Origin of the sequence: Bacillus stercoris (assembly GCF_029772985.1) — a bacterium.
GTDB lineage: Bacteria > Bacillota > Bacilli > Bacillales > Bacillaceae > Bacillus > Bacillus stercoris.
In genome coordinates, this window is record NZ_CP121861.1 from 3,158,274 (window position 1) to 3,170,929 (window position 12,656).

The 12,656-nt window shown below is 45.5% G+C and carries 14 protein-coding genes and 1 riboswitch; of the genes, 9 read left to right on the forward strand and 5 right to left on the reverse strand.

Features of this window, described 5'->3' with window-relative positions:
• Positions 1-86: 86 nt before the first annotated feature.
• Positions 87-938: a DegV family protein gene (locus QA442_RS16510; RefSeq protein WP_069149351.1), complete on the forward strand. Its 852-nt coding sequence runs from the start codon at positions 87-89 to the stop codon at positions 936-938.
• Positions 939-984: 46 nt separating this feature from the next.
• On the opposite strand, the gene nprB is transcribed toward QA442_RS16510, so the two are convergent.
• From nprB to QA442_RS16530, 4 genes are all read right to left on the reverse strand, one after another.
• Positions 985-2,601: a neutral protease NprB gene (nprB, locus tag QA442_RS16515; RefSeq protein WP_095432641.1), complete on the reverse strand. Its 1,617-nt coding sequence runs from the start codon at positions 2,599-2,601 to the stop codon at positions 985-987.
• Between the two features lie 135 nt (positions 2,602-2,736).
• Positions 2,737-3,030 carry a DUF3784 domain-containing protein gene (locus tag QA442_RS16520; RefSeq protein WP_003233021.1) on the reverse strand — a complete coding sequence of 98 codons (294 nt, stop codon included), beginning with the start codon at positions 3,028-3,030 and terminating at the stop codon, positions 2,737-2,739.
• A gap of 18 nt (positions 3,031-3,048) precedes the next feature.
• Entirely contained in the window at positions 3,049-3,636 is a 588-nt protein-coding gene (locus QA442_RS16525; RefSeq protein WP_095432642.1) for an HAAS signaling domain-containing protein, read from the reverse strand.
• Positions 3,633-3,980, reverse strand: coding sequence for a PadR family transcriptional regulator (locus QA442_RS16530; RefSeq protein WP_003245674.1), 348 nt, complete (start codon positions 3,978-3,980; stop codon positions 3,633-3,635). Before QA442_RS16530 ends, QA442_RS16525 begins: the two co-directional genes overlap by 4 nt.
• Before the next feature lie 177 nt (positions 3,981-4,157).
• Here QA442_RS16530 and QA442_RS16535 point away from each other — a divergent pair, with 177 nt between their 5' ends.
• Genes QA442_RS16535 through QA442_RS16545 form a run of 3 tightly spaced genes read left to right on the forward strand, consistent with a single transcriptional unit; the run spans position 4,158 to position 6,189 of the window.
• Positions 4,158-4,694 (forward strand): SdpA family antimicrobial peptide system protein, encoded by a 537-nt coding sequence (locus QA442_RS16535; RefSeq protein WP_095432643.1) that lies wholly within the window; start codon positions 4,158-4,160, stop codon positions 4,692-4,694.
• Positions 4,679-5,608, forward strand: a complete 930-nt coding sequence (locus tag QA442_RS16540; protein ID WP_095432644.1) for a sporulation-delaying protein SdpB family protein — start codon at positions 4,679-4,681, stop codon at positions 5,606-5,608. The genes QA442_RS16535 and QA442_RS16540 overlap by 16 nt, the downstream gene beginning before the upstream one ends.
• Positions 5,605-6,189, forward strand: coding sequence for a sporulation delaying protein family toxin (locus tag QA442_RS16545; protein ID WP_003244950.1), 585 nt, complete (start codon positions 5,605-5,607; stop codon positions 6,187-6,189). The genes QA442_RS16540 and QA442_RS16545 overlap by 4 nt, the downstream gene beginning before the upstream one ends.
• Before the next feature lie 52 nt (positions 6,190-6,241).
• On the opposite strand, the gene QA442_RS16550 is transcribed toward QA442_RS16545, so the two are convergent.
• Positions 6,242-7,090, reverse strand: coding sequence for a CvfB family protein (locus tag QA442_RS16550; RefSeq protein WP_069839034.1), 849 nt, complete (start codon positions 7,088-7,090; stop codon positions 6,242-6,244).
• A gap of 146 nt (positions 7,091-7,236) precedes the next feature.
• On the opposite strand from QA442_RS16550, the gene QA442_RS16555 reads away from it, so the two are divergent.
• From QA442_RS16555 to QA442_RS16575, 5 genes are all read left to right on the forward strand, one after another.
• Entirely contained in the window at positions 7,237-7,728 is a 492-nt protein-coding gene (locus QA442_RS16555; RefSeq protein ID WP_095432645.1) for a YajQ family cyclic di-GMP-binding protein, read from the forward strand.
• 106 nt (positions 7,729-7,834) lie between these two features.
• Positions 7,835-7,952: riboswitch (SAM riboswitch) on the forward strand.
• An 89-nt stretch (positions 7,953-8,041) separates the two neighbouring features.
• The gene (locus QA442_RS16560) at positions 8,042-9,877 is read left to right on the forward strand and encodes a bifunctional homocysteine S-methyltransferase/methylenetetrahydrofolate reductase (RefSeq protein WP_095432646.1); all 1,836 of its coding nucleotides are present in this window, start codon (positions 8,042-8,044) and stop codon (positions 9,875-9,877) included.
• 88 nt (positions 9,878-9,965) lie between these two features.
• On the forward strand, positions 9,966-10,415 hold the full coding sequence (locus tag QA442_RS16565; protein WP_141237733.1) for a GNAT family N-acetyltransferase: 450 nt from the start codon (positions 9,966-9,968) through the stop codon (positions 10,413-10,415).
• Positions 10,416-10,419: 4 nt separating this feature from the next.
• Positions 10,420-11,268: a GNAT family N-acetyltransferase gene (locus QA442_RS16570; RefSeq protein WP_095432648.1), complete on the forward strand. Its 849-nt coding sequence runs from the start codon at positions 10,420-10,422 to the stop codon at positions 11,266-11,268.
• A 112-nt stretch (positions 11,269-11,380) separates the two neighbouring features.
• Positions 11,381-12,649, forward strand: a complete 1,269-nt coding sequence (locus tag QA442_RS16575) for an MFS transporter (RefSeq protein ID WP_069839038.1) — start codon at positions 11,381-11,383, stop codon at positions 12,647-12,649.
• The last annotated feature ends 7 nt before the right edge of the window (positions 12,650-12,656 follow it).

Here is a 12,656-nt window from a genome sequence, read left to right on the forward strand (position 1 = left end):
TTTGAACACGATTTTGGCAAATTAATATGATATAGTTGGCTTAAACTCTCATGATAACGAGCGATAACGGAAAGAAGGGAAGCAATATGACAGTTCATCTCATCGCTGACAGCGCAGCTGATTTGCCTCGTTCTTATTTTGAAGAAAAAAGCATTGGCTTTATTCCGCTCAGGGTTTCACTCGGCGATAAAGAATTCGAAGATGCAGTCACAATTCATGCGGATCAAATATTTGAAGCGATGCAAAATGGAGAAACGCCCAAGACGTCCCAAGCCTCACCGCAAACGATTAAAAATGTATTTTTGCAATATGCCGAAACAGGTGATCCCGCTCTTTACATTGCCTTTTCCTCAGGTCTCTCCGGCACGTATCAGACAGCTGTAATGATCGCCAATGAAGTGAAGGAGGAATTCCCTGATTTCGATTTGCGGGTCATTGATTCCAAATGCGCTTCATTAGGATACGGCCTGGCTGTCCGGCATGCTGCCGATCTCTGTATCAACGGGAATACAATACAAGAAATTGAAACGTCTGTAAAGAACTTTTGCAACCAGCTTGAACATATTTTTACCGTTGATGATTTAACATATCTCGCAAGGGGCGGCCGGATATCCAAAACATCCGCTTTTGTCGGCGGCCTGCTGAATATAAAACCGTTGCTTCAAATGGAGGACGGCAAGCTTGTGCCGCTGGAAAAAATTCGCGGACAGAAGAAACTTTTCAAACGGATCATCGAGCTTATGAAAGAGCGCGGGGATGATTGGAGCAATCAAACCATCGGGATCAGCTACGCCGCGAACAAAGAAAAAGCCACGGACATGAAACACTTGATTGAGGAAGCCTTCAAGCCGAAAGAAATCATTATGCATTCTATCGGTTCTGCAATCGGCTCGCACGCCGGTCCAGGTACATTGGCGATATTCTTTTTAAGAAAATGAGCAAACAAAAACAGTCAGACTCTGTGCCCTGACTGTTTTTGTTTGCTTATAAAATGCCGACAGCCTCATACGCTTTTTCGACTGAAGCTGATTGCTTCGATCCTTCACCGTATAAATCATTGGCGGCTTCAATCGCCGCTTGCTTCATCATGCTGAAATCTGTAGATGCCGTTACATAATATGTTAAAGCCCGATAGTAAATTTGTTCACATGCTTCACGCCCTATCCCTTCAACCTGCACATTGTGGTGCACGCCTCCTTCTGCCAGAAGGTAAGCTGCTTTATTGTGGATGGACGAATTGATATGGACTCCGCCATAATCCTCTGTTCCTGTGTAGCGGTTCGAGTAATGATCTGGATTTCCCTGCTTAGATGGGTCCTCTAACGACCGCAATGAATCTCCTGCAATATCCGGAGTATAGACATCCTCGCCGATTTCCCAATCATCACGGTCAGCCATTGCGCCCATAATATCGGAAATGGACTCATTTAATGCACCGGGTTCTCCTTGATATAATAGGCCGGCGGAATACTGTGTGACTGCGTGTGTGATTTCATGCGCGACAATGTCGAGCGATCCGGACAGCGGCTTAAATTTTGAACCGTCTCCATCACCGTACACCATCTGGACGCCGTTCCACGCTGCATTGTTCCATTGTTTGCCGACATGCACGGTAGACGTAATCCTTGCTCCGTTTTGATCAAAAGAATCACGGCCAAATGTCTTGCTGTAATAATCGTAAACGGCTTGCGCATTTGCATGCGCGTCTACAGCCGCAGGTTCATTAAATACGGAAGTGCCACTGACTATTTCTTTGCCCGTATATCCGATCAGTTGAGACAAAAGTGTAAACAAGGTTTCGTTCAGGTTCTCCGCGTCAAACGTATTAATCCCTTTTCCCCTTGTTTCGTCGGCCAAATAAAAGCGCCCATCCTGTACTGTGACGTCAAAGCTTTTTTCATCGCCTGACACGCCGATTCCTGTACCTGCCGCTTCATGAATGGCATTAAAGGACTCGATGACCTTTCCGCTATTGGCATCGATGACATAATGCCAATAGCCAGGCTCAGGTTCAGATGTCGAGAGTCTCACAAGGTAGGCAAGATCGAATTTCCCGTCGTGTGGATAGATATATAATTCGCCCTTTGGCTCCCCATCAAGATATTTGATTTTCCCAATGGCAGCCTCGAGCTCACGCTGTGCTGTACGTATTGCTTTTTCCTCAGAAATAGACGGTGTGACAGAGACGTCCTTGATTTGCGGATGCACTTTTCCAAAGAAACTTTTCACTTGTTTGTTTTCCTTCATCGCGACCGCTTGTTCAAAGCCGTAAATCGGAATTCCTTTGTAAACCTCCGTTAATTTAAAAAACGTTTGTTTTGTTTTTGGATCCTTTATGGTTTTCGAAATACGAAAATGGCTGTTCGCATTCCCTTTGAGCTTAAAATGCGATTGATGTTTATCAAGATAGGAAAATAACGATTCTTTCTGAGTTGTGTTTTGTACCGGCTTCTGTGATGGCTTTTCGATGATGTATGAAGGGGTTTGATACGTATGGTCGTATTTGATGCTTTGATCAGCTGAGGCATGTGTTACAAAAACCATTTGGGCCGCCGTGCAGAAGCCGGCCAGTAATAGAGATGTCTTAGTCAGATTGCGCAAAACACCACATCCTTCCTATTTTGGAATCTATCATTTTTCTTCATCCTATCAAAAATACAAAAACTTGTATGTGGTGCTTCGTTCTTATTTTCCCAAAAAAGAAGGGCAGAGATACTTCACTCTGCCCTCCTTATTCTACTCTACTAATTTTTTATTGACATAAATAATAACCCCTGCGCCATATGCCAGTATAAGCGGTGGTATGAGCTGCTCCTGGCCTTGAAATGAGATAAAACTATTCAGCAAAATAAACAAACCGGAATTCAGGAAAAAGTAGCCTGCTATTCTGGCCAGCCGATCTTTATCCCGTATGCGCGCCTCGTTAAATCCGGCCAGCATCCAGGTTTGTTTTTTGATTCCGACAAAATAGGCAACCACAAAGAATAAGAGCGCGATGACGATTAATAGATAATTGATGCTGATTTCCATCTTACAGCCTCCTACACATTACTTGATGTTTAGAAAAAGAAAAAAAGCGGCGCAGCTTACTGCAATCAGCAGCAGGACGACAAACGCCTTGAGGAACGGGCTCAAAAGAAGCAGCACTGCTAAAAACAGCAGATAAGCCGCACCGACTCGCGAAATCGTGACAATCTCCTTTTGAGAGCGCATTTTGTTTTTTCTGACGCCGGCAAACATCATCAATTTTTTCCGCTTCCATACATATCCGGCGAGCACCGCTAAATAAACAGCCAGCGGCAGATGTCTGAAATCGGGCGGCAGCAGCGGCAGGGCGATAATCGCGACAATGAGAAGAACCGAAAGCCAGCTTTTGCCCAATAATGACCTCCTCCTTTTCAGCTCTTCCCCATCACCCATCATCACTTCGGCAAGCTCCTTCGGATGAGAAAATTCAGATTCAATAGCTTCCTGCAGTTCCTCTTCACTAAGGCCGGCTTTGATTCTGTCTTGAACGAAAGCGGTGATATGCCCCTTTAATTCGTCGATAGCGTTTTCTCTCTCTACATCAGGCATATTCGCCAGCTCTGCATTTAGTTCCTCCATGTACCGGTCAATGATATGCTGGGCATTCATAGCAAATCCCCCGATAAAGACAGTAAGGCTTGATGGGTTTCCAGGTATTTTTCCAGCCGTTCTTTTAACATTTCTTCTCCTTTTTGTGTCATTTTGTAATACTTTCTTTTCGGGCCGTCCAGTGAATCTTCCCAAAAGAATTCGATCCATCCCTTCTCGGTCATTCGTTTCAGAATCGGATAAATCGCTCCCTCTGAAATAGCCAGCGCCGAGGTGGTTTTTAAGGATGACGTCAGCTCATAACCGTACATCGGTTTAGATCGCAGAAGGGAAAGGATGGCCAGCTCAAAAATCCCTTTTCGAAATTGAACTATCCAGCGGTCATTCACTTGATTCGTTTTCATGGTTTCAATATATCGAAAAAACCACTATATATCAATCATATATAGCAGTGTAAAATGTCCTGTTTTTTCTTTTGACAAAAATGGAATTTCTCATACTTTTTAACCTTTTTATTACATAAATGTTTTTATATTATGAAAAGTGTGAAAACGATTCTTCAGGTTAAAAGGAGCAGTCGAATGCAGAAATCGATATCATTTTTTATCATTTTTTCAGTCCTTTGGGGTTCGATATTTCTGTTTTCTATTATTGGCAGCTTAGGGACAACCCCGATCCCGCTGACAAAGGACTCCAAATTTCTCATGTCCAGCATCCTTCCTCAGGGCTGGGGCTTTTTCAGCAAAAATCCGCGCGATACTTCAATCGGCTTATATGAGGCTGAAGGTGCCAGCGCCAAGGTCAGATGGCCTAATATGAGGGCAGATAACTTATTCGGCCTGTATCGGTATGGGCGGTCACAAGGCGTTGAAATGGGCGTGATCTACAGCCAAGTCGGCAAGGAACAGTGGACCGCATGCAAAGAAAAGAACCTCGGCGCATGCAAAAGCAAAGCAAAAACCGTGCAATTAAAAACACCCGCTCCCCGCCCGCTGCTTTGCGGCAGCTACTATTTGACGAAAGAGGATATTGTACCTTGGAGCTATTCTAAATACACCCCTTCGTCTTATCAGGTAAAAAGCATAGTCAAGGTTGTGATCTCATGCTCGAAAACATAAAAAAGACCATCACCAGTTGGGACGATAGAAACCCGTGGACGAATGTATACGGCCTTGCGCGAAGCATCATTGCGCTATCCAGCCTGCTGACGCTGCTCATCAATCACTCGAGCCTCATCATGAAGCCAGCCAGCGGAATCAGCAGTTATCCTGCTTGTAAAATGAATCTCAGTCTCTTTTGCCTCGGCGAAAATAACTATATGATGTTAAATCTTCTCAGATGGGTCTGCATTGCCATTCTGGTGCTTGTTGTCATTGGCTGGCGCCCAAGAATCACCGGCGTTCTGCATTGGTATGTCAGTTACAGCCTGCAGTCATCGCTGATCGTCATCGACGGAGGCGAGCAGGCAGCAGCTGTCATGACCTTTTTATTGCTTCCCATCACGCTGACCGATCCGAGAAAATGGCATTGGAGCACGAGACCTCTAGAGGGCAAAAGAACACTTGGAAAAATAACAGCTTTTATTTCTTATTTTGTGATCAGAATTCAAGTGGCGGTGCTTTATTTTCACTCTACCGTCGCTAAGCTGTCTCAACAGGAATGGGTGGACGGAACAGCCGTCTATTATTTCGCCCAGGAAAAAACCATCGGCTTCAACGGCTTTTTTCAGGCGTTAACAAAGCCAATTGTAACAAGCCCGTTCGTGGTGATTTCGACATGGGGGACGCTGCTGGTTCAAATCGTCATCTTCGCGGCGCTGTTTGCGCCGAAGAAGCATTGGAGATTTATTTTGATTATCGCTGTTTTTATGCATGAGATTTTTGCAGTCATGCTGGGTCTGATCAGTTTCTCGCTTATCATGGCCGGCATTTTGATATTGTATCTCACACCTATCGATTCCACGATTCACTTTACATATATTCGCAGACTGTTGTGGAATAAAAAACAAAAGAAGGGAGAGGTTTCAGTTTGAAGAAGGCGTTTCTAGTATTTTTGTCGGTTGTATTGGTGACGACTGTGTTTTTGGTGAAACAGCAAGAAAGTGTGGCACAGGCAAAGCAGCTTGAGTATTCAGGTGAGGAAATTTTTAAAGGGTTTGTGTTTGCCCAAGGGGAAGTTGGCAAACAGCTGCCAGAGGTCTTTAATAAAGCGATGACAGACAAACTCAACACAAAACAGGCAAAGGCTTTTGCCAATCAGGTTGTAGCTGATATTAAAAAAGAGGATGCTGACTTTTTTGACAACCTGAAGAAAGCTGTTTACAGCAAAGATGCATTGAAAGTGGATGAACTGCTGAAAAAAGCAGGTCAAATCGTTGAAGAAAAAGTAGAAGCTGCAAAGGAAATCGCCGCTTCCAAGGATGATACATCCAGAGTTCAGGCCGAGCTTGTCAACACTGTTGATACCGCTAACTATTTCTATTATGTTTCTTATGTTGCTGCAGCCGGTGCCCTGATTCTGATCATTCTCGCCATCGATATTACGCCGATCGCGATTTCAGACAATGTAGATCGCGAAATGGCAATCAGAACGCTTGTTGATGAATTAAACTAGACATAAAAAACGGCTCGCCCCGCAGTTTTGCTGCAGGCGAGCCGTTTTCATGCTATTTTTTCTCGTATGTCCATCCATCTTCCTGATACACTTTTCCGTTTTTCATTAAATGGCCCAGCGCGCGTTTAAAGGCGGCTTTGCTCATGTTAAAACGTTCTCTGATATCGTCAGGCTCGCTTTTGTCACTGTACGGCATGGCGCCGTTTCTCGTTCTCATGTACGTTAGAATGTACTCGGCATCAACAGACATTGCATCCTGTTTTCTTGGAAGCAGCGACAAGTTGACCGAACCGTCTTCTTTCACTTGAATCACCCGCCCTGTTACTCTTGAACCGAGTCTTGGCTCCTCTTTTCTTTCTGACGGGTGAATAAAACAGCGGATCCCATCATCCGTAATCACGAATGATCCCGATGCGATCAGCCTGTACACCGTACCTGTCAGCTCTTTATTCATCAGATCTTCTGAAGCGTCGGTAAACAGTTCGCTGATGATGTCTTCCGGCGCTGGTTTCGCAAACATGCGCCCCCGGTTCGTCACCTTCAGCATACAGTAAAGCTTGTCCCCTTTTTGCGGCCAGACATCTTCGTACGGCGGCAAATGCTCAGTTGCGACTAGCGCGTCCTTCGATAAACCGACATCAACGAAAACGCCCATATCTTCCACTTTATCCACCACTTCAACCCAGCCATATTCATCCGCGCTGATGACCGGAATTTTCATCGTGGCCGCAAGCCTTTCCTGCTGGTCGACGTATATAAAGACTTCTACTTCGTCTCTGTCCTCGATATCCTCAGTCATTTCACTGTTATGTAAGAGAATCGTATCTTCCCCATCGGTTAAAAAGTAACCGAAGTCGGTTTGGTGATCTATACTCAAGGTTAATTGCTGCCCTGGTCTCATGCTATCGTCCTTCCTGTTCCGCTTATTTTATACGGATTTTGTTAACATTTTTTCCAATCATCCCAAATTGATTCTTTGTTCTGTTGGAAGTTTCTCTTTATTCTACTATAATCAACACATAAGTTAAATGTTATGGAGGTTTTCATATGGCAAAAGAAAGTTCATTTGATATTGTATCAAAGGTCGAATTGCCTGAAGTGCAAAACGCGATCCAAATCGCACTGAAGGAAATCAGTACACGATATGACTTTAAAGGAAGCAAAAGCGATATTTCCTTAGATAAAGAGGAGCTGGTCCTCGTTTCCGATGACGAATTTAAATTAAGCCAGCTGAAGGATGTGCTGGTCAGCAAATTGATTAAACGCAACGTACCGACGAAAAACATTGATTACGGCAAGGTGGAAAATGCGTCAGGCGGAACGGTACGCCAGCGTGCAAAGCTTGTTCAAGGCATTGACAAAGACAACGCAAAAAAAATCAATACGATCATCAAAAACTCCGGACTGAAAGTGAAATCTCAGGTGCAGGATGATCAAGTGCGCATCACCGGAAAAAACAAAGATGACCTGCAGCAGATTATCTCAGCTGTGCGTGGAGCAGATCTGCCAATTGACGTTCAATTTATAAATTTCAGATAAATTTTCTGATTCCTATTGATTATTGTCTTTATTTTCGGTAAATTTGGAGAAAGGGAAAAACGCCAGGTATCTTACGGCACTTCCTGACACGAAAATTTCATATCCGTTCTTATCAAGAGAAGCAGAGGGACTGGCCCGACGAAGCTTCAGCAACCGGTGTAATGGCGATTAGCCATGACCAAGGTGCTAAATCCAGCAAGCTCGAACAGCTTGGAAGATAAGAAGAGACAAAATCACTGACAAAGTCTTCTTCTTAAGAGGACTTTTTTTATTTCTCTTTTTTCCTTGCTGATGTGAATAAAGGAGGCAGACAATGGGACTTTTAGAAGATTTGCAAAGACAGGTGTTAATCGGTGACGGCGCCATGGGGACGCTCCTCTACTCCTATGGCATTGACAGGTGTTTTGAGGAGCTCAATATTTCAAAGCCGGAGGAAATTCAGCGCATACATAAAGCGTACGTTGAAGCTGGAGCCAACATTATTCAAACGAATACGTACGGGGCCAACTATATTAAATTATCCAGACACGGTCTTGAGGATGACATCAAAAAAATGAATCAGGAGGCCGTAAAGATCGCGCGGGCTTCAGCAGGCGATGCATACGTGCTTGGAACGATGGGCGGCATACGCACATTTAATAAAAACGCGTACAGCCTTGACGAAATTAAGCGCAGCTTCCGCGAGCAGCTGTACCTGCTGCTGCATGAAGAGCCGGATGGCTTGCTGTTAGAAACGTATTATGATTTGGAAGAAGCCCGTGAAGTGCTGAAAATCGCGCGGAAAGAGACTGATCTTCCGATTATGCTCCATGTCTCCATGCACGAGCAAGGCGTATTGCAGGACGGAACGCCGCTTTCTGACGCATTGCGCTCGATTGCGGATCTCGGAGCTGATATTGTCGGCATTAACTGCCGCCTCGGCCCTTATCACATGATTGAAGCGCTCAGCGAAGTGCCGATTTTTGATGACGTGTTCTTATCCGTTTATCCAAACAGCAGCCTTCCTTCGCTTGAAGAGGGACGGCTCGTCTATGAAACAGACGACACGTATTTTCAAAACAGCGCATCAGAATTCCGTAAGCAGGGTGCGCGAATTATCGGCGGCTGCTGCGGCACCACGCCGAATCACATCCGTGCGATGGCGGAAGCAGTTGGCGGGGTGGCTCCGATTACGGAAAAAGAAGTCAAAACCCGGGCGAAAGAACTCATTTCTGTTCAGCACGAGCGAACCGAGCCCGGTCTGAATGAGATCGCGGCGGAAAAACGCTCTATTATCGTAGAACTGGATCCGCCGAAAAAACTGAGCTTTGACAAATTTCTATCGGCGGCCGCTGAATTAAAAGAAGCGGGAATTGATGCCCTGACACTCGCCGACAATTCTCTGGCGACCCCGCGGATCAGCAATGTTGCCTGCGGCGCCCTTGTCAAGCAGCAGCTCGATATGCGTTCCCTTGTCCATATTACGTGCCGCGACCGTAACATTATCGGCTTACAGTCACATTTAATGGGCCTCGATACGTTAGGGCTGAATGACGTGCTTGCTATTACAGGTGACCCTTCTAAAATCGGGGATTTTCCCGGTGCAACGTCTGTATATGATTTAACATCCTTTGATTTAATCAGGCTGATCAAACAATTCAATGAAGGTCTGTCTCTGTCTGGAAAACCGCTCGGCAAGAAAACGAATTTCTCAGTCGCCGCCGCATTTAATCCTAACGTCCGCCATCTGGATAAAGCAGTAAAACGGCTTGAGAAAAAAATAGATTGCGGCGCGGATTATTTTGTTTCTCAGCCTGTCTATTCCGAGCAGCAGCTTGTCGATATCCATAACGAAACAAAACATCTGAAGACACCGATCTATATCGGCATCATGCCGCTGACAAGCAGCCGGAATGCCGAATTCATCCACAATGAAATTCCCGGCATTAAGCTGTCTGATACGATTCGCGAAAAAATGGCCCGTGCCGGTGAAGATAAAGAAAAGCAAAAGGCGGAAGGCCTTGCAATTGCACGCTCCCTGCTGGATACGGCATGCGAGCTGTTTAACGGCATCTACTTGATAACGCCTTTCCTCAGATCTGACTTAACCGCTGAGCTCACTTCATATATTCAGCAAAAAGATGAGCAGCGCCAAAATATCTTGCATTAATCCCAAAAGACTGCCTGATCCAATCGGGCGGTCTTTTTCAACGAGATTCGTGTTACGATATAGACAAACAATCATGAGGAGGAACATTATGCTCGAAGTCAAAACCATTTCTGTGGAAGATACATATGAAATCCGGCACCGCATTCTGCGCCCCCATCAATCCATTGAACAATGCAAATATGAAGAGGATCATGCAGAAGGCTCCTTTCATCTCGGCGCGTTTTATGAAGGAACGCTGATCAGCATCGCTTCTTTTTCCCCGCAAAGTCAGCCTTTATTAACGGAAACCCCTGCGTATCGGCTGAGAGGCATGGCAACGCTCGAGGGATATCGCGATCAGAAAGCTGGAAGCACGCTGATCAAACACGCGGAGCACAAACTGGCGGAGAGCGGCGTTCAGGCGGTATGGTGCAACGCAAGGCACCATGTCAAGGGCTACTATGCCAAGCTTGGCTGGGAGGAACTTGGCGAACCATTTGACATTCCCGGCATTGGCAATCATATTGTCATGTACAAAACACTTAGAACAAGCAGGTGATCTTATGGACGTAGTGGATGAACTGGTTGAGCTTCATGAAGAACACGTTTCCGGCTTATTGCGGCTTTGCGGGCAAGCCGGGTGGCCGGATTATGGCGAACAAGAACTGAGACTGCTTGTTCAGCAGGGACGCTTTTTCGGTTATCAAAATGTCAGCGGTGAGATGATTTCCTGCATCGGCTTGTTTTTGTTTGGCCGTCTTGCTTCTATCGGTCTTGTTATCGTTGACAAGGAATATAAACGGCTTGGTCTCGGCAGGCGTATGGTAAACGCCTGTATCGCCCAAGCGGATGAAAACACCGCCATCAGGCTTTGCGCCACAAAAGAAGGTTTGCCGCTTTATGAAAAAGCAGGCTTTCATACGGCAGGAACAGTGCGAAAGTACAGCTGTCACAGTTTTCAACCTTATACAAAGCAGGTTGACGCTGAACTGTCACCCTTTAGAGAACAAGACTTTCAAGACTTAGCGACGGCGGATCTTGCCGCCTTTGGCGGAGATCGATCAAACCTTTTGCAGCAGCTTATTTCCACTTCATGCGAATGTGTCATCGCCAGAAATCGTGACGGACAGTTCATTGGTTACGGACTTTCTGTACAAACACCGGCCCATTTGAAATTCGGCCCCATTATCGCTCCATCATCAGACGTTGCTGCACAATTAATCAACAGGCTGGCGGCCGGCAAACAAGGCCCGATGCGAATCGATATACCGGGTGAACACACGTCTCTGCATGACAGCCTGATAGAAATGGGATTTCATAAAGATGATGAACCTCCGCTTTTGTTCTATCAGAAAAAAGCTCCTATTCAAAATGGACACTTATATGCTTTGATTTCACAGGCTCTCGGTTAACCCTCTTTTTTCCCGAACAGGTATCTTCTGTTCGGTTTTTTTGCTGTCTGATTACTGAATAAACGAAGCCATCAGGGACATTCTAAGCAGAAGAAAAGGAGTGTGCTCTGAGATGGAATCATCAAAACAAAATAACGGAATGACGATTGTAGCAATCGGTTCAATCCCTTTAATATTAACCCTCGGAAACTCGATGCTTATTCCGATTTTGCCAAAAATGAAATCTGAACTTCATTTATCACAATTTCAAGTCAGTCTGGTGATCACAGTATTTTCCTTGATTGCAGCATTTGCGATTCCGATCGTCGGTTATCTCGCAGACCGATTCTCAAGGAAAATCATCATTATTCCCTGCTTAATTTTGTATGGTGCCGGCGGTTTGTTAGCCGGGTTTGCGGCAGGTTTTTTTGACAATGCCTTTCCTTGGGTCATGGCAGGACGAGCGCTTCAGGGAATCGGGGCAGCCGGAACAGGCCCAATTGCCATGGCACTGACGGGAGATCTGTTTAAAGGCGCCCAGGAGAGCAAGGTGCTGGGCCTTGTTGAAGCTTCAAACGGCATGGGGAAAGTGCTTTCACCGATCATCGGCTCGCTTATCGCCCTGCTTGTCTGGTATGGCGCGTTTTTTGCCTTCCCTGTGTTTTGTATCATTTCAATCGTGCTGACTTGGATTTTTATTAAAGAGAAGAAAAAGGAAAAAGAACCGCCACCTATCGGAAAATATGCGAAAGGGCTGTTAAGTGTTTTTAAACATGAAGGCAGATGGCTGTTTACCGCTTATTTAGCCGGTGCGACCTGTTTGTTTACTTTATTCGGCATCCTGTTTTACCTCTCAGATGTTCTTGAAAAAACATACGACACCGACGGCGTGAAAAAAGGCTTGATTTTAGCGATTCCGCTTTTGGTTATGTGTGTGACGTCTTATACAACAGGAAGCAAAATCGGGCAAAAGCAATCGTTAATGAAAAAACTGATCGTACTCGGATTGGCGTTCATGACCGTATCTTACGCGGCACTGTCATTCATTGAAAATCTTGTCCTCTTTATCAGTGTTCTCGTGCTGAGCAGTATCGGCTCAGGTCTTGTCCTTCCTTGTGTGAACAGTTTCATTACCGGTGCTGTCGGCAAAGAAAGACGGGGATTTGTCACCTCGCTGTACGGATCTGTACGCTTCTTAGGGGTAGCAATCGGCCCTCCGATTTTCGGCCGCCTGATGCAATGGTCCAGACCCGGCATGTTTTTAAGCATTGCGGGATTGACTCTCGTTGTCGGCATTCTTGTGATGATGTTAATCCATGTGAAGCAAAACAATGAAGAAACAAAAGAGAAAGAAGACCCTAAAATGGCTGGCAATCGGCTGCAGCCCGCTGAGGAAAGGTAGCACCTAG